This window comes from Bifidobacterium sp. ESL0798 (assembly GCF_029395415.1).
Classification (GTDB): Bacteria; Actinomycetota; Actinomycetes; order Actinomycetales; family Bifidobacteriaceae; genus Bifidobacterium.
This window is the reverse complement of the sequence record NZ_CP113914.1, coordinates 73,210-91,462: the sequence shown is the minus strand read 5'-3', so window position 1 is coordinate 91,462 and position 18,253 is coordinate 73,210. Positions and strand designations below refer to the sequence as shown.

General features: G+C 57.4%; 11 protein-coding genes and 1 tRNA gene. 10 read left to right on the top strand and 2 right to left on the bottom strand.

Features of this window, described 5'->3' with window-relative positions:
• Positions 1–57 precede the first annotated feature (57 nt).
• Positions 58–1,053 (bottom strand): thioredoxin domain-containing protein, encoded by a 996-nt coding sequence (locus tag OZX74_RS00330; RefSeq protein WP_277156633.1) that lies wholly within the window; start codon positions 1,051–1,053, stop codon positions 58–60.
• A 526-nt stretch (positions 1,054–1,579) separates the two neighbouring features.
• On the opposite strand from OZX74_RS00330, the gene OZX74_RS00325 reads away from it, so the two are divergent.
• From OZX74_RS00325 to OZX74_RS00310, 4 genes are all read left to right on the top strand, one after another.
• Positions 1,580–1,653, top strand: a tRNA-Thr gene (locus tag OZX74_RS00325).
• Between the two features lie 528 nt (positions 1,654–2,181).
• The gene (locus OZX74_RS00320) at positions 2,182–3,672 is read left to right on the top strand and encodes a G5 domain-containing protein (protein ID WP_277156632.1); all 1,491 of its coding nucleotides are present in this window, start codon (positions 2,182–2,184) and stop codon (positions 3,670–3,672) included.
• Positions 3,673–3,988: 316 nt separating this feature from the next.
• Positions 3,989–4,933 carry a 16S rRNA (adenine(1518)-N(6)/adenine(1519)-N(6))-dimethyltransferase RsmA gene (rsmA, locus tag OZX74_RS00315; RefSeq protein ID WP_277156631.1) on the top strand — a complete coding sequence of 315 codons (945 nt, stop codon included), beginning with the start codon at positions 3,989–3,991 and terminating at the stop codon, positions 4,931–4,933.
• Between the two features lie 259 nt (positions 4,934–5,192).
• Complete coding sequence (locus OZX74_RS00310; RefSeq protein ID WP_277156630.1) at positions 5,193–5,822, top strand: LytR C-terminal domain-containing protein; 630 nt, start codon at positions 5,193–5,195, stop codon at positions 5,820–5,822.
• A gap of 26 nt (positions 5,823–5,848) precedes the next feature.
• On the opposite strand, the gene OZX74_RS00305 is transcribed toward OZX74_RS00310, so the two are convergent.
• Positions 5,849–7,273, bottom strand: a complete 1,425-nt coding sequence (locus OZX74_RS00305; RefSeq protein WP_277156629.1) for a CCA tRNA nucleotidyltransferase — start codon at positions 7,271–7,273, stop codon at positions 5,849–5,851.
• A gap of 517 nt (positions 7,274–7,790) precedes the next feature.
• On the opposite strand from OZX74_RS00305, the gene OZX74_RS00300 reads away from it, so the two are divergent.
• The 6 genes from OZX74_RS00300 (at position 7,791) to OZX74_RS00275 (ending at position 18,247) form a co-directional block, all read left to right on the top strand.
• Entirely contained in the window at positions 7,791–8,447 is a 657-nt protein-coding gene (locus OZX74_RS00300) for an NUDIX hydrolase (protein WP_277156628.1), read from the top strand.
• The gene (locus OZX74_RS00295) at positions 8,444–11,284 is read left to right on the top strand and encodes a DUF6049 family protein (protein WP_277156627.1); all 2,841 of its coding nucleotides are present in this window, start codon (positions 8,444–8,446) and stop codon (positions 11,282–11,284) included. Before OZX74_RS00300 ends, OZX74_RS00295 begins: the two co-directional genes overlap by 4 nt.
• Entirely contained in the window at positions 11,281–13,374 is a 2,094-nt protein-coding gene (murJ, locus tag OZX74_RS00290; RefSeq protein ID WP_277156626.1) for a murein biosynthesis integral membrane protein MurJ, read from the top strand. The genes OZX74_RS00295 and murJ overlap by 4 nt, the downstream gene beginning before the upstream one ends.
• Positions 13,375–13,377: 3 nt before the next feature.
• Positions 13,378–13,974 carry a hypothetical protein gene (locus tag OZX74_RS00285; RefSeq protein ID WP_277156625.1) on the top strand — a complete coding sequence of 199 codons (597 nt, stop codon included), beginning with the start codon at positions 13,378–13,380 and terminating at the stop codon, positions 13,972–13,974.
• A gap of 163 nt (positions 13,975–14,137) precedes the next feature.
• Entirely contained in the window at positions 14,138–16,597 is a 2,460-nt protein-coding gene (locus OZX74_RS00280; RefSeq protein WP_277156624.1) for a hypothetical protein, read from the top strand.
• A gap of 243 nt (positions 16,598–16,840) precedes the next feature.
• Positions 16,841–18,247, top strand: coding sequence for a PLP-dependent aminotransferase family protein (locus OZX74_RS00275; RefSeq protein ID WP_277156623.1), 1,407 nt, complete (start codon positions 16,841–16,843; stop codon positions 18,245–18,247).
• Positions 18,248–18,253: the final 6 nt, after the last annotated feature.

The window sequence follows — 18,253 nt, the reverse complement described above, 5'->3', positions numbered from 1 at the left end:
GATTCACGCGTTCGTGCGCAATCTGCCGCCGGTTTTTGTTTTGTTGATGCGCTGAACTCACACGGAAGGCTGCGTCTTGGGGAACGTAGGATTGCCTGTGCTGCCGATCGCCGGTTGTTTGCCGACTATGCCTACATCCGCGTTGGCGAGGCCTATGGACTGAAGAATAGCCACTTTATAGGTGAGTCCAATATCGGAAATTCCTGAGATATCAAGCATTTTGCCGTTGATGACCACTACCGGCGTAGTGAGTTTGCCCTTGAACTGGCCGGCGACGTCCTTAAGTTCCGGGCGACGCAACGTATATTGCGCAGCGGCGGAGAGCCAGGGATCGTATTCACCGCCGAAGGCTTTGCTCGCAATATCCGCAGGCACCCCTGCCGCCTCGGCCTGCTCTTGCAATCGCCGATTATTCACCGGCTTGTAGTTGGCGGCCTCTTCAGGCTGGAAGGAGTCGCTATGAATGTTGGTGATGAAATCCAGAAGATGGTCGGGATCGGGATCGTGGGAAGCAATATAGGCCAAGCCGTTATCGGCTCGCGAAGAATAATGATCCGTCGACATATTGTCAAGGAATGTCACTGGATGAATTTCAAGATTGATCTGGCCGGAATCCAGCAGCGTACGCAACGTCGCATCCATCTGCTGATGCAGCACGGCACAACCAGGGCACATCGGATCGGTGTAGATTTCCAGCGTGGGGGCGTTGGCGGCCTTCTTGCCATACCCGACTTTCGAAAAAAGTATGCCACCTTTGTCATTAGCGTATTGTGGCTTCACTTTCACGTTCTGCAATGCCCTGTATGCCTGGTCCTCGCTAATATCCTGCGCCGCATTGCGCTTGACAATAGACCGGTAACTCACCATGGCAATAACCGCAATAAAAATTACTACAAGAATAAACGCGACAAAGCCGATGATACGGCGCTGCTTACGTTCTTTGGCTTCCTGTGCCCGCCGTGCCTGAATCAACAAATCGCCTGCGTCTGCACCATCAAACCAAGAAAAATCTGCTGGCGCCTGTGCGTAGCCATTGCCTGTCTGCCGAGCCATACTCCGTCCTCTATACTCTTTGCGCTAGCAACATTGTCTATTTGCCGGATCTTTGAGGGATACCGGCCGCTTATGTCCTGCCATTTCTACCCCCCAACAAACTATGTGGCCTATGCCGAAAAACGCAACGCCAATCAAGCTGTGCGAGAAGCAGCATTATTACAATATAACACGAGTCAAAACCCGACGAATTCTCTCTCGTCTAGCGAAGGCGTTTTGCGCAAAACGCAACTTCATTTTACATGACGTCAAACGGCAGCAAGGGTTGAGAATCTATTAATATCAACAATTATTTCCTTCCGATAGATTCTACAGAGAATCAACGAAATTATATTGAAACGTTTTATGTTTTGAATTGACGTATATGTATTTCGATTTAAGCAACTTTCATCACAAACCGTTTAAATGACACAAAATATCGATACGATTCCATGTCGCTCAATACCACGCAGGCACGTTTCAGTAATCGAGCCTTGCTGTTAAAGTGAGAGGCTGTCTGGTTTTGTCGGATACGATTGAAACCAACGCCTCCTTAGCTCAGATGGCCAGAGCGGCCGCCTTGTAAGCGGCAGGTCGTCGGTTCGATCCCGACAGGAGGCTCACCGGTGCAATGTTGCGGTGAAAGACATATGTTGTTTTTGTGTTGTACATGTTTGCAGTTGAGGCAAGCAATTCGCTTCGGCTGAAGTAGTAACGGATTTGTTGTAAGAGCCACGAGAGTGGTTTGCGTGCGTTGCGGTGACGGCACCAGCCAAGCCCAACGGTTCCGGCGTGAAGGAGGCGCCGACGATATTACTCGCGCTCGAGTAAGTAAGCGTTGTTCCTCTTCATATGGGGGACGACGTCCAAGGGCGTAGCTTCCCCCAATTTGCTTCGCCCTTTAGGGGCGGGAATATCCCCTTCTCTCCCGCCCCTTTCCCTTTTCTGCGAGCAAAGAGCGGTCAGGAAGAAAAGCACTATTTTGGGTCCGTTTTGGCGCTTTTCTTCCTGATTCACCCTTTCTTTGCACAATCTCGACCAAACAGACCGATCACGCATGGCACACTCATAGCGAAACCGATAGCCTGTAGACTAGATTGAGCAGCAGGAATACGCGGCATATTCCGCACACTACTTCAGGGGGTTTTCATGGCACGTCGATGGACTCCACGGCGGTTCGTCACCTTGCGCAGGGTTCGCGTGGCGGTTTGCGTGGGCGTGGTGCTGCTGGCCAGCATCGTCTTCTTCGCCATCACCGCACGCAAGACGGTAGCCCTGACGGTCAACGGCGCGACCAAAACCGTGACCACCTACTCCGCATCCGTCCCCAGATTCCTTGAATCGCAAGGCGTGAAAGCCAAAACCCACGATTTCATCGACTCCACCGACGAGAAAGCGGGCCTCAAGAACCACGATGTGGTCACCGTGCGCAGCGCTTACCAGACCACCATCAACATCGAGGGCCAGGAAGTCCCCTTCTGGACGTACGCCACCAGCGCCGACCAGTTGCTCGGGTTCTTCAAGGCCAATGAGCGCAATGCCACGAAGGTGTCGGTCGACGTGGGCAACGTCTACAACCAGCTCACCGGCGGGTTCGTGATCAACAAGGCCGGCCCGGTCACCGTCATCGCCGACGGCAAGACCTCGATCGCCCCCAACGGCAAGCTTACGGCCGCTTCGATTCTCGATTCCAAGAACATCACGGTCGGCAAGGACGATCGCGTCAGCGTGAGCGTCGAGAACGGGCAGACCATCCTGCGCGTCCAACGCGTCACGCACGGCCAGGAGACGAAAGACGTCAGCTTGCCGTTCGCCACGCGCACCGTGGTTGATTCCAGCCTGCAGCCCGGCCAGACCGAAATTCGTCAGGCAGGCCAAAACGGCAACAAACGGCAGATCTACGACGTCACCTACGTCGACGGCCAGGCCGAAAGCTCCACATTGGAGTCCGAAACCGTCACGCAGGTGGCCCTCGACCAGGTTGTGGCCGTAGGGCCTGCCGCGCCCGCTGCTCCCGCACCTTCGACCGGGAACGACAGTGGCACTGCGGCAGATAAAGACAACGGCTCAAACAACAACGATTCCGGCAAAGACAATAACTCAAATAACAATTCGACTCCGTCCACGCCAGCCCCTTCGACTCCGTCACAGCAACCCAGTCAACCGAGCACACCTTCCGCTCCTGCGCAGCCATCGCAACCTTCCAAGCCTTCAACTCCCACACCGGCTCCAGCCCCTGCGCCAACGCCTGCACCGGCCCCGACTCCGCCAAGCTCAAGCAGCAGCACTTGGCACGCAAGCTCCTCCGCCGCGCAAACCTATGCAGCCGGCGCTGCCGCACAACGTTATGGCTGGACTGGTCAACAATTCCAAGACCTCGTCTCACTGTGGAATCACGAATCCGGCTGGCGTTGGAATGCTGGCAATCCAACGTCCGGAGCATATGGCATTCCCCAATCACTTCCAGGCAATAAAATGGCCCTCTATGGATCCGATTGGCGCGATAATGCAGCAACGCAAATTGACTGGGGTCTCAACTACATAAAAACGACCTACGGTTATGGCGACCCGTCCACGACATGGCAAAAATGGCTTTCCCGCTGCAAGCCGCCGTATTCAGGCGTCGGCGGCTGGTACTAAATCGTTCGGATCCGAACTATATCCGGAGTATCTTTCAGCCCGGCAATGTCTCCGGAGCCGACGACAGCAGAACGCTATCCCCAATAACCCGTTTCAAGTGCCGACAATAATTAATGACTTCTGCTTATCGTTCCAAGCGTTAACCATACCCAAAACTTCATCGTCCCGAATCCAAAAGTGTCAGGTATAACTGGAACTTTTCTGCCAAAAGTACTGATTTTCAGTAGAAATGAAACCTCGCACCACCTCAGTTGTCTTCAACGAGTTACTTGATTATGAAAATTTCCGATTCTTGAGCTGAGGGTATGTTGAAAGCATGAACGAACACACGACGAATCACGATGGCTCCGACCACACAGGCCATCTGCTGGGAGCGGGGGATATCCGGCGCATCGCGGCCGAGGCCGGAATCAGCCCGACCAAGAAATTCGGGCAGAACTTCGTCATCGACCCGGGCACGGTGCGGCGCATTGTGCGCGAGGCCAGGGTCACCGCCGATACCCGCGTGCTCGAAGTCGGTCCGGGGCTGGGTTCACTCACCTTGGCATTGCTGGAAACCGGAGCTGCCGTCACCGCGGTGGAAATCGACCCGGCCCTGGCCGCTCGCCTGCCGGAAACCGTCGCGCAATTCATGCCCGAAGCAGCCAATCGGCTTACCGTCGTCACCGCCGACGCGATGAGCCTGAGCCCGAAGACGTTGCCGGACTTCGCGCCGAACGCTACCAGCAGCGCTACCAGCAGCAACAACCCGTTCACCCTGGTTTCCAATTTGCCATACAATGTGGCGACGCCGATATTGCTGACGCTGCTCGAGCGGTTCGAAAATCTCGATCATTTCCTTGTCATGGTGCAGAAGGAGGTGGCCGACCGACTCGCGGCCAAGCCCGGCTCCAAGATCTACGGCACCCCGAGCGTGAAACTGGCATGGTACGGGCAGGCCGAGCGCGTCGGTCTGGTGGGGCGCAACGTCTTCTGGCCCGCGCCGAACGTCGATTCCGCATTGGTCTCGTTTACGCGCTATGCCGAAAATGACGACAGGAACATAACCTCAAAAGCCAGTCGCGAGAAGGTGTTCCAACTCATCGACGCCGCTTTCGGCCAACGCCGCAAAACACTTCACGCAGCCCTGAAAAAGCTGGTACCCGCGGAAGCGTTCGCCAAAGCCGGCATTGACCCGACCAGACGCGGCGAGACCCTGACCGTCAATGAATTCGCCGCTCTGGCGACCGCAGCAGAGCAAGCCACATACCCCGAGGCATAAAGAATCGCGCCATAAATAAGCCACTCAGCAGACCTCAGCGGCCCAAATCTGGCGATACCCACAATAGCCGCCATATTTAAGCCGGTCAGCGTCACTCAGCGACTTATGTATGGCGCAAAACGGCCAAGCGGTAGCCACGCCTCGCGCGTCACACTCTCACGGTAAAGTGAAAACGTCGATATTTCGCCAAATCCTTAACACGTCGGGGAACCCACGCGCTGATAGGAATGGCGCAGGCACGGGTTGACAGGAATGGACAATGCAGCAATTTAGCGACGAGCGCAAGGCACGCAAGGAATATGTGCATCATCGTCAGGTGCGCGTGTTTTCAACGATTTCGGCCGTCTTGGTCGTGGCACTGGTGGCCTCGTTCTTCGTCTTCTTCCACACCATCGGCAAAAGCAATGCCGGGGTGCCACAGGCACAAACCAACTTCGGCGCGCCACTTGTCTGCGTTTCCAACGATTCGGACAAAAATCCCGCGACCTACATGCAAAATGGCAACATCGAGGTCAACGTCCTCAACGGCACGAAGTCGGTCGGCCTCGCCAAGGCAGTCGGCGAAGCCCTGCAAAACCGTAATTTCAACGTGTCCAGCGTCGGCGATTTTGGTTCACGGAGAATGGAACGGACCACCATTTATTTCGGAATGAACAACATTGCGCAGGCCTATACGGTCTATAGCAATTTCACCGACGCCAAACTGGTGCTGGACAACAGGCAGGACAAGGTCGTAAGCGTGGTCATCGGCTCGACATTCACCGATCTGGCGGATAAAGAATCAATACCCGCCGCCGGCACCCAAATCAAGAACATCAAGGGTTGCACGCCGCCGAACAAAATCGACGCCAAAAAGATTCCCAAGGATTTCCGTCAGAAAAAGCAGTAAATACTTGTAATCAGCCGAGCTTGCAATCAGCCGATTAGTCCCTCTTCCGCGGCCCAACGCTTGAGTTCGGCGACGGCGGTGTCGTGGTCAGCGGGGCCGTGGTCAAGGCGGAAATCAAGCATGTGCTTGTAGGCGCGGCCGACCTCCGGGCCAGGCTTGATACCCAAGATCTCGATGATTTCGTTGCCGTTGACATCCGGTCGAATCGCGTCGAAGTCCTCCTGCTGTTTGAGCTCCTTGACGCGGGCTTCCAGCTCGTCCATCGCGTCAGAGAACATCAGCGCCTTGCGCTTGTTCTGCGTAGTCGCGTCGGCGCGGGTCAAGCGGTTCAGACGCTCGTAAAGATGGCCGGAATCCTTGACATACCGGCGAACAGCGGAGTCCGTCCAAGGTTCATCGACGTAGCCGTGGAAGCGCAGATGCAGGTTCACCAGCTCGCTGACGTCCTGGATGAGATGCTTGTCGAAACGCAGCGCCTTCATCCGCTTGCGCACCAGTTTCGCGCCCACCGCGTCGTGATGGTGGAAGCTGACCTTGCCGTGCGGTTCGAAGCGGCGCGTGGCGGGCTTGCCGATGTCGTGCAGCAACGCGGCCAGACGCAAGGTCAAATCAGGCGCGGGCACCGGGCCGTCGGGACCGGTTTCCAGAGCAATCGCGCGGTCGAGCACCATCAACGTATGCTCGAAAACGTCCTTGTGACGATGATGTTCGTCGATTTCCAGCTTCAGCGCCGGAATTTCAGGCAATACGATATCGGCTAAACCAGAATCGCACAGCGCCTCGATACCCTCGTGCGGGCGCTGCGAAAGCAGCAACTTGGTAATCTCATCACGCACGCGCTCGGCGGAGACGATGGAGATGCGGTCGACCATATCGGTGATGGCTTCGGCGGTGTCCGGCTCGATGCGGAAACCGAGCTGGGCCACGAACCGCACCGCGCGCATCATGCGCAACGGATCGTCCTCGAAGGACTGTCGCGGGTCGACCGGCGTGCGCAGAATACCTTTGGCCAGATCGCTGGCGCCGCCGAACGGGTCGACAAATTCCAGATCAGGCACACGCAGGGCCATCGCATTGACGGTGAAATCGCGCCGGGAAAGATCTCCCTCGAGCAAGTCGCCGTAGCTGACCTCGGGTTTGCGGGAATCGGGGTCGTATTTGTCGGAGCGGTACGTGGTGACCTCGACCTTGACTTCGGTGCCGTCCTTGCGACGCCGCATCGCGCCCAACGTGCCGAATTTGCGGCCCATGTCCCAGAAACCGTCGTGGCCGAAACGCTTCAGAATCGGCTCGAACTGCTCAGGCCTGGCGGAAGAGCAGAAATCGAGGTCATGGCTTTTGCGGTGCAACAACAGGTCGCGCACAGGTCCGCCCACCAGCGAAAGCTCGTAGCCCTGCTCGGCGAACATACGCCCCAGCTCAATGGCCTCAGGCCACACCTCAAACTCCACGATTTGCCTCCAACGTTCAAATTTCACGCGCCTTCCAGCATACCGTCACCGTTGCCCGCACACATAAGAATCGAAAATTCGGCCGTGTCCTCAGCAATTCATAGCAGTAAAGGCTCCAACCGTGCTGCCCAACAGCCATTCATTAATATACGATTCGTTGAAAATACGCCATTCTATATTTTATATGCACAGCAATCACAGCAGGGAAGCAAGAAACCCTTATAAAAACGCTTTAGTGCTACAGATGCACGATGGTCGAGAGTACGATTCGTTGATATTTCATCATTTCTTATTTATAATAACGTAATACACATAGCAGAGAGGTCATTTTTCTGCTTAAACGAAGTTCCATACTTTACCACGCCGCAAATCCAACATAATCGCACAGCTTATTTATGTTATTTATGGCATTGGCAACGCTTCCGCCAAGAATCGCCAACAGACTTAGTACGGCTGTATGACCGCGAAAAGCATTCCGTCACCCCACCTGCACACCCTGTTGAGTAAGCTGGGTTGTATGATAACGCCCGCAGACCTGGCCCGCATGATGGCCAACTCCTCGGGCAACCATACCCAAAACGAGGACAGGGAAGACACATTGCTTTATACCTCACAATCCGAACGTCATATCGTCCGTTTCATCGAACCTGACGGCGCACCGACGCCAAAGATGATGCCGCACCACCGTGCCGGCCACGGTCCCACGAAATTCGCCACGCTCGACGCCCAAGAACTGCCGGTAGCCCGTGAATATTCAGCCGGCGGCTTGATTTTCGATTCACACAACCGCGTCGCGCTCATCGCACGCCATTCACGCAGCGGCCATCTTGAATGGTGCCTGCCGAAAGGCCATATCGAAAAAGGGGAGACCCCCGAACAGACCGCCGTGCGCGAAGTACACGAAGAGACCGGAATATTGGGCGAGATCATCGATTCCATCGCCACCATCGATTATTGGTTCACCGGCCAGGCCGAACGCGTCCACAAGCTCGTCCATCACTTCGCGCTACGGCAGACCGGCGGTTTCCTTACCGTCGAAGGCGACCCTGACCATGAGGCCGAAGACGCCATCTGGGTAGATTTCGATGACCTTGACAACGTGCTGAGCTATCCTAACGAACGTAAAATCGTGTGGCTTTATGCCAAGAAACTGAACAGGCAGGCAGAAGGTTGAACCACTCGAACCCCTGCATCGCTCACACCAATACACACCATAAGCAATCGCTGATTCGCACCCGGATTTCGGCGATTGTTTCTTCTGTCATAGCCTTGTTGTGCGCATCCGCCCTCATCCTCTCACCGAATACCGCATTTGCCGCGGACGGCACGGAAACCAACCCACCTTCCAGCGGCACTTCGGAACCCGGTGGGTCCAGTACCCCGCAAACCCCTGCCTCGCCTTCCGCGCCAAACAGCAATACCAATACGGAACCGACCAAGCCCACGACACCGGCCCAGCCTGCACCATCGCAGCAAAACGGAACCTTAAAGGAACAAACGCCGAGACCCCAAACGACCACGGCCCCACGCTCTTCAAATAATTCCGCGTCTTCCTCAAGACGTTCAACGCAGAGCAGCACCGGCAACAGCAGCGCTCAAGACAACTCGGCTTCCACCGATTCCAACACCGAAAGTGCGGGAAAGGATGCAGAGGTGACGATTGCCGCGTCGACGCCCGTGGTCACGTCGAATTCCGGCTATCACTTGAACGTGGCCATCAAAAACACTGGTAGTGATGCACTGCCTGCAGGCACCCTCACCGTGGCCGTCAACGATTACTACACGTTCGCCTCACGCTCGGACCTGCAGCAATGGGCACAGGGCAATTCGCGGATCCAGGTGCCCAATCAGATCGGGCAGGTCAACGTCCCGACCATCGCCAAAGGCGAGAAAACCAGCGTCACCATCGATGCGAATCCCGACCAACCAAGCCTGAAGAACATGCTTTCGTGGGGGCCAAAGCCTCTGCGCATCGATTATTCCTTCGCTCGTGATTCGACGGACAGCGGCAAAACCTCAGCAAAATCGAACCGCACCTATCTCAACACCACCCACACCTTCCTGACCCGTTCCAGCGATGGTCTCAAAACCGCGAACACCCCTCCGATGGATATCACCATCGCCATGCCGCTGACCAGTGACGAATGGCAGGTCGACGGGCAAAAACTCACGCAGTTCATGACTGCGGGGGAGGGCGATACCGCCAAAATCGTCAACGCACACAAGCTTTCGCAGCCCGTCGAACAATTGATCAGCAAACATCCCGGCCTGCAGGTGATCACGGATCCGACTCTGGCGCAAAGCCTTCCCGTGCCCCCGAAATCCAGCGGAATCATGCAGTCCGGCGATTTCGACATCACCGCATATTCCGCCATCAATGACGGCACCTCATACGAAAAAGCCGGAATCGCAGCCAAAGACTGGAATTCGGAAACCGCGCTGAAGCAATATCGTGACGCCGTGGGCGACGCCAAAGCCAATATGCCGGCCTACGCTTGGCCCGGGCGCGGGCACTGGACGATCAACGCGCTGGAAACAGCCAGAGCGCAGGGATATTCCACCGTCATCGAGCCGGACGCCACGGGCATGGATGACGGCAACACCAATTCCACCATCCGCACCGGCAAATACACCGTTCACACGTCTGCGGGCGATATCACCGTACTCACCGCACAGAACGAGCTGAGCAGGCTCGCCCAAGGCAAACCGACAGACAAAACCGTGGACGGGGAATCAAGCCCTGCCGGCCGTCTGGCACGTTTCATGGCACAAAGCGCTTTCTACCAGATGGAAAGCCCCTATGCCACACGCAACCTGCTGATCTGTTTCAATACCGCCACCGCGAATTCCGAGAGCAACGCGCAGGATGCAGACACATTGATGCAGACGGTGGAGCAGGCACCGTGGCTCAAGTTGAACAACATCGGCGATCTGAATCAGGCCAAAGCCTATCTTTCCGGGGACAAGGCCAATGCTTTGGTGCCCGGCTCACCCAATATCCACGCTTCCACCTTGCAGAATATCCGGGAAACGCTTGCCACGCTCGCCGCAAGCAAAAACGACATCGACCGATTCAATACCTCCATTCTCGATGAGTCCTCGGCTTCAGCCAATTCGTCTTCATCATCCGCCGGAACGTCGGGAACATCAGGAACATCGGGTGATTCGAATAATTCCGGGAATTTCAAGACGCAAGGCGGGGAAAACGGATCGTCAACCGCCAAATCAGGGTCTGAGACGGCTCCGGGAGCAAGCACGAGCACGAATTCAGACGGCGCTTCAGGCCAGTCCGGCGATTCCTCCAAAACCGGCGGTTCCGACAAATCAAGTAATACAAATAATTCCGGAAATGCTTCGTCCTCTTCAAATGCCAACGACGGCAACGCGGCCAACGGCAACAGCGGCAAGGTAGATACGGGCGACGCGCAATCGCTCGCACGCCAAGACGCCGACGCCACGGCGAAACGCTCGAAGAACGGCTGCGACTGGATCGCCGCCATCTCAAGCACGCAAAGCACCATCGCCTTGCATGCGCTTTCCCGCAGCGACACCGTCGCCAAACACATGGTCGCGAGCGCCCAGAACCTCGCCTCCCAACTGATGAACGGCATCAAAATCACCCCTTCGGAATCCATCACCGTCTTGAGCGAATCCGCGAAAATGCCGGTAACCGTGAGCAACAACCACCCTTACCCAGTCACGGTCAAGATCTCGTCGCTCTCCGATTCGATGGAAATCGTCACGACACGTTTCGCCACGCTTTCCATTCCCGCCCGCAGCGAGGCCCAGACCACCTTCAACGTGCGCGTCTCGACTTCCGGCACCGCCACGGCGCGTCTCACACTCACCGACCGAAGGGGAGACGAATTCTCCACTCCGCAGTCGACACGCATCACCAGCACCTTGCGCTTAAGCGACATGAGCGGCATGATTTTCATTGCAATCGCGCTGGTTCTGGGTGTGCTCGGCCTGTGGCGCCAATTCAATCGCAAGAAAGATCCTGACGAATGAGTTCTTCTGTAGGTCATAATTCCATGGTTATGGCCGTGGGCACGGCAGCGAGCCGTGTCACCGGCCAGGTACGCACCATCCTTCTGGCGGCGGCTTTGGGCACCACCGGTCTTGCGGCGAACGCCTATCAGGCCGGCTCCACGATTCCGCAAGTCATCTTCACGCTGGTTTCCGGCGGCATCTTCAACGCAGTGCTCGTTCCGCAAATCGTGCGCACGCTCAAGGCCAAGGACGCCGAAGACCGGCTCAACAAGCTCATCACCTTCGCCATCGTCCTCTTAGCCGGGGTCACTGCGCTGGTGGCCGCGCTCACCCCGCTGCTGGTGCGCCTTTACGTCCACGCCGGGCCGGACATGCTCGCGCTTTCCACCGCGTTCACCTTCTGGTGCGTCCCGCAGATCTTCTTCTACGGGCTCTATACGGTCATCGGCCAAATCCTCGCGGCGAAAGACCATTTCGGCGCCTACTCCTGGAGTTCGGTGGGCGCGAACGTCATCAGCTGCATCGGTTTCACCGTGTTCATCCTGATGTTCGGCCGTTCCAGCCACCAGCCGCTCGGTTACTGGACCACCGGCAAAATAGCGCTTACGGCCGGCACGTGGACGCTCGGCGTGGCCTTCCAAGCGCTGATCCTCTTCATTCCGCTTTTCCGTATCGGCATCCATTACCGCCCGAGCTGGGGCATCCACGGCATCGGCCTGCGCTCGATGGGCCCTGTGGCGGCTTGGAGTCTCGGCATCGTCGTGGCCGGGCAGATCTCGAACATCGTCAATAACCGCGTGCTGACCAGCATCCCCGGAAAGGCCGCCGCGGCCCAGCACTTAAGCCAGTTCGACGTCGCCGGCAACGCCTCGTACCAGAACGCCTACACCATTTACATCCTGCCGTATTCACTGATCGCCGTCTCCGTGGCGACGGCCGTCTTCCCGAAAATCGCCCAGGCCATCGCCGACCACAACATCGACGCCGCGCGCGGCGACCTAAGCGAATCCCTGCGCAACGTATGGCTCATGATGTGCTTCTTCACCGTCGCCTTCGTGGTGATGCCCACGCCGATCGCGCTGGCCCTACTGCCCAGCGTCAGCGTCAAGGAAGCCGTGCTGATGGCCACGCCGATGAGCCTGCTTTCGCTGAGCCTGCCGATTTCCTCGGCCTACCTGCTTATCCAGCGCACCTTCTACGGCTTCGAGGACGGCTACCATCCCTTCCTGTTCGTTGTCATCCAGAACATCATACAAATCGGCATCCTGCTGGTCGGCTGCCTGTTCATCTCGCCTTCGAATTGGGCTTCGCTGCTCGCGTTCTCGAGCGCGGCCGGCTACATCCTCTCGTTCCCGACCCTGCTGATCATGATCCGCAAACGTTTCAACGGCGATATCGACGGCAAACGCATCACCGCGACCTATGCCAAAGGCATCATCGCCACGCTGGTCGCCATCGCGGGTGGCCTGCTGCTGCGCTATCCGACCTACGCGCTCTTCCACGCCGACATCGAACCGGGTTCGGGTGTACGCGGCGGGCACATGAACTGGCTGCAGGCAGTGGGCGTCTGCTGCGTGCTGACCATCATCATCATCCTGCTGTATATCGCTACGTTGTGGGTACTTCGCACACACGAATTGATGCCGATTGCACGAACGCTCGCCGCCAAATTCGGTATCAGACTCCCCGGCGGCACCGACACCGCCGGTCGAGGGAATAGTAACAGTAAGGCTACCGCCGACGGTAACGTCAGCCAAAACACCACCAAGCGGACCGCGCAAAGCAGCCCGCGCAACGACGACAGCTTCTGCCAAATCATCAACGGCACCCAGCCCAACGCCGTCTCGCCCGATCGCAGCTTCGCGCGGACGGAGGAAATCGAGGATGCGGGCATTCCCGACAATTTCGGCGTTCCCGACGAACCGGACGTGCCACAGAACGATGAAACCGACGGCTCGAACGGCTCGGCCGCGACCTCAACAAAAAAACCCGATATGTCGCAAGAAACAACGGTTTCTGACTCGCCTAGCGCAACCCATGGCGCTAAAATAGAGGATATGCCCACCACAAATGTCGATTCCTCCGATACCGAAAAGAAGGGCTTTTAGACTTTGTCAGACAGACTTCCTTTCGGTGTAGGCCATCCGCGGCATTATGACCCGGTCGGTTTCAATCCGTTGGATCTCAATCCAGCGGATGACGCTTCGTCGCATGGAAATCCATCTGCTGATTCTGCCGATAACACGTCAAGCAACGTCTCGGAGTCCGCGCCGGCACCGCGCGATGCCGAGCCGTCGGCGGATTCCGCACATCTCCAAGGACGGAGTCCGCTTCAGGATTTCGGAATTTCGGGCGATTTGACATTTTCTTCCATTTCGCCGGCTTCGGAATCGAGAAATACCACCGAAACGGAACTCCCCGCCCTGCCGATCGCACCCATCAATTCCGGTGATTCGGCTTATGGCGAGCGCCCGCCTTCGCAGATCAAGCCACTTTTCGACGCTGCGGGCATGCCCACACGCCAAACCGACGCCGAGTCCGACGAAACCAAAAACGACGGCGTAGAATCCGGCACCTGGCTTCCGGCCCATGCCGATGATTTTGCATGGCTTTCCCCACAATCGCTGGGTTTGCTGCCGGCCGCCGAAGACAGCGGGATAGCCCTGGAAAGCGAGATCGCCAAGACTGCCCGCCACCGCGCACGCTGAGTCGGCGGGAATCTGAACTCCGTCAAGCAGACGACATTTTATAAATCGACACGAAACCTTGCCACAAAACCTTCCCGTCCGGCCACCGACATGGATAGAATGAAAGGGGCGGTTTGTCGCCTGACATTGTTTACATTCGTTTGCGTATAGGGTCGAGGACATTATGAAGCCACAGCTGGGAGATATCGTCATCAGCAGATATACGTTGGTGTCGCCGCTGCGTAGCGTACCTGGGCTCGAAGCGTGGAAAGCCAATGACCGCGTCCTCGCGCGCGATTGCCAGCTCTTCATCGTCACCGACAAGGCTGCCATCCCCAGTTTCGAGGCCATCGCTTCGACACTCACCCTTTCGCGCAACCCTCATTTCACACCGGTTATCCAGATGCAGCGCGTCGATGACGTCCCCGTGCTCATCACGCAACTGGACCGAGGACTTTCGCTCAACGATTTCATCGGGCACGGCACGCGCAAGCTTAGCTACACAGCCATGCATTCCGTCATCGCCGAAGTCGCCGACGGACTCGAAACACTGCTGCGTGACGATTTGGGCATGAAGTCTCTGAGCACCGACATCATTCGCATTACCTCAAAGGGTGTCCAGATCGCCGACGCCCCTCTTCAGGAGATGTTCACTGATACCCCCGCGCAAAGAAGCCTCCAACCGGAGATGCGCGCAATCCATGAACTCGCGTCGCTGATTTACGCCATGCTCATCGGCAAATGGACTTCGGAAATCAAGGATTTTGACCTTTCTGCGTTGCCGGAAGACACTCCGGAAGAATTGCGTATCATCTGCGAACGTGGGCTGCCCATCAACGATACGGATGGCAGTCCGACCCTTTCGATGGTTTCTCTGTCCGAGCTTGTGGCGTTGCTGGGCGAGGCCAAACCGTTGGCAACGCTTCCGGCAAGCGAAATAAAGCGACCCAATTCCGATGGTGAGGCTTCGATTCAGAGGCTTCCACTTCGCAGGACTCGGCCAAATAACCTGCTTGATTTTCCACAAAATCTTTCGACCAACCAGTTGCAGTTCCGTGCGCGTCAGGCACAATCCGCGGCGACAAAGGGCGCCAACACAGCTGCGGGCGCGGCCGGAGCCGGAGCTCTGGCCTCAGCGGCACGAAAACAAGGGGATAAGGCAGCTTCCAAAGCCGCCACTTCCACCGTCTCGGGGAAATCTGCGGCTTCCAGCCAGTCTGGCGCAAATCCGGTAAACGCCGGCTCACCGAACAAGTCAAAAGCCTCAAAGCCAACCGACGGCACCAACCGAACTCCCGACAAGGCGCCGTCCGCTTCATCACAACATACCCCGGCACCATTGCCGCTGCCAGCAAGCGCCGCACAAGGTACTCCTTCCGGCTCCGCAAACAACGCGAACAGCAACCCCGACGCCCCACAGAGCCCGAATCCAAAATCCTCACAAGACAAATCCTCGAAATGGTGGCGTCAACACGGCAAGTCCGGCAGCAATCAGCCCGGCGCTTCTGATGATTTGACCAACGCTGCAGCCCCGCGCATGGATCTGCACGATCTGACCGCCGCGGAAATGGCGGATGCTTTCAAATCCTTCGATTCGACCGCCGACGACTCCATCTTCTCGGATTTCGACCAGAACGCCGTGCAAAACACCAATCCGACGATGCAATTTGACTTCGCCATGAAGGGTGATGTCGACGGCACGCACGACGTCACCCCAGGAAACCGTACTGAAGCCACAGGCCGCATTCCGCTGCTTGACGCCAACGGGAATTTCATCGAGCCGGGGCACGAGTCCGCACAGGCGCTGCAGGCGGAGCAAGAGGCCATCGACGCCGCCAACCCTGTCATCACGCCTCCCAGCTTCACGCCTCAGCAGCGGGCCCATCAGCAATCCACCAACCCGACCAGCGACGATATCGCCGACACCCCCTTGCTCGGCAAACTCACCACCAAAGCCGTCGCCATCATCGCCGTCATCGTGCTGATTCTTGCGGCCGCAGGGGTCGCCGCGTTCGTGCTCACCGGCCATAACAGCAGAGGCGCGGGCAGCTACCAGCAATCCAGCTCCGACCCATGGCCCGATATGAACCTCAACAAAGTGCCCTTCGGCGCTCAAGGCAACGGAGCGGGCAATGATGCACAAGGCTCGGCCAGTTCCGAAAGCTCCAAAAAGCAAAACAGTGATTCTTCGAACGGCTCGTCCAACGGGTCAACTTCGAAGTCTGAAGCGGGTTCCAGCTCCAGCTCCAGCTCCAAAGTCATTACCTCCGACAAGGTCGCCAACGCCGTGCCCGCGCCCTCGATTCCGGTGAACAATACGCCGCTGACCATCGACAAGCAGGAGTTCTACCGTCAGCCTGCCGGGCAGAACGGCCTTGCATATTACATGCATGTCAGCGATCCTGCGACCGTCACCCGGTTCGTGGTCCAGATCCGCACTTCCGGCGGTACGGGCTATCTCATCGCCAACACCACTCAGGACCCGAACGCCGGCCAGCAGGTCGCGCAGTTCACCTTCGACGAGAGCGGCACCACAGAGGTCAAGCTGGCCAAACCCGTCAAGTCCCAGGACTTCATGCTCTGGGTCCCCATGGACTCCCTGCCGAACCATTCCCTCTACATCAACCACGTCCAACTGTTCTAAAACGTCCGGCTATTCCAAGGATTCTGTTGCTTTAAGAATCGGCATTCTAGAGACTTCCGATTCTTGGTTTTTGATTCGGCGAGCCGCCGGAAGCGTGTTGAAGCAGTGCCGGTTTTTCGTGGGTGTTTACGCCACGACTGATGACGACTAAAGTCTTCTTCTATATTGTTTTAAACGCGCGAAATCTGTTTGGAAGGCGGCGCTCGTTTAAGGCGGTGCCGCAACCGAAGAAAGGGATGGTTGATGTCTGAGACCAAGAACATTTCCGGAAAACCGAACGAGGGCAAAGGCAACGGTTCCAAAATAATCGCAGGAGCTGCAGCCGCGAAAACCGAGAGCGCCGAAACGAAAACCACGGAATCCAAGGTCTTCAAGAACGACCCATGGTACGACTCCTACGCAGCCCGCGCCGACAATATGCGCGCCTCCGAGATCCGGGCCCTGTTCGCCACCGCCTCGCGTCCGGACGTGGTCTCGCTGGCCGGAGGCATGCCCTATCTCGACTACCTGCCGTTCAAGGAGCTTTCGCAGCTCATCGCCAAGATGCTCGTCGACAAGGGCGACGTGGCCTGGCAGTATGGCTCGGCGCAGGGCGATCCGCATCTGCGCGAGGACGTGCTGCAGATCATGGCGCTCGAAGGCATCAAGGACGTGCAGCCCGATGACGTGGTCATCTCCAACGGTTCGCAGAACGCCATCGACCTGATTACCCGCATCATGTGCGACCCGGGCGACGTGGTGATCGCCGAAGCCCCGAATTACGTGGGCGCGCTGGGTGTTTTCGCCTCCTTCCAAGTCGAAGTGGTCAACGCGATGACCGATGCAGACGGCCTTATCCCCGAATCGTTCGAGGAGACCATCGAGGCCCTGCGCAAGGCCGGCAAAAAGGTCAAATTCCTTTACACCGTGCCCAATTTCCACAACCCCGCCGGCGTGACGATGAGCGTCGAACGCCGACCGCGCATCATCGAGATCGCGCGCAAATACCATGTGCTCATCGTGGAAGACAACCCTTACGGCCTGCTCGGTTTCAATGGCCAGACCTACCCCGCGCTGCGTTCGATGGACGCCGAGAACGTCGTCTACCTTTCCAGCTTCTCCAAGATCATCGGGCCGGGCATGCGCATCGCGTGGATCGTGGCGCCTCCGGGAATCCGCAAGAAGCTCGTTCTGGCCAACGAGGCGTCGATTCTCTGTCCGCCGAACATGAGCCAGCTGACCATCACCACCTATCTCGACAACTTCGACTGGAAGAAGCAGATCAGCCAGTACCGCGGGATGTACAAGGAGCGATGCGACACCATGGACGCGGCGCTCAAGAAGTATCTGCCGTACTGTTCCTGGAACAAACCCCAGGGCGGCTTCTATATCTGGCTGAAAATCCCCGAGGGCTTGAATTCCAAGGCAATGCTGCCTCGCGCCATCACCGCGAAAGTCGCCTACGTGGCCGGCACCGGCTTCTATCTCGACGGCAGCGGCACGCACCACATGCGCCTTTCGTTCTGCTATCCGACGCCGGACAAGATCACGCTGGGTATCAAGCGGCTTGCAAGTGTGATGGACGGCGAGCTCAAGACCGCCGAACTCTTCGGCACCGCTGCGGCCGATGCGGACACGCGCCGCACCACGGGCACGGACAAGAAAGACTGAAGGAGC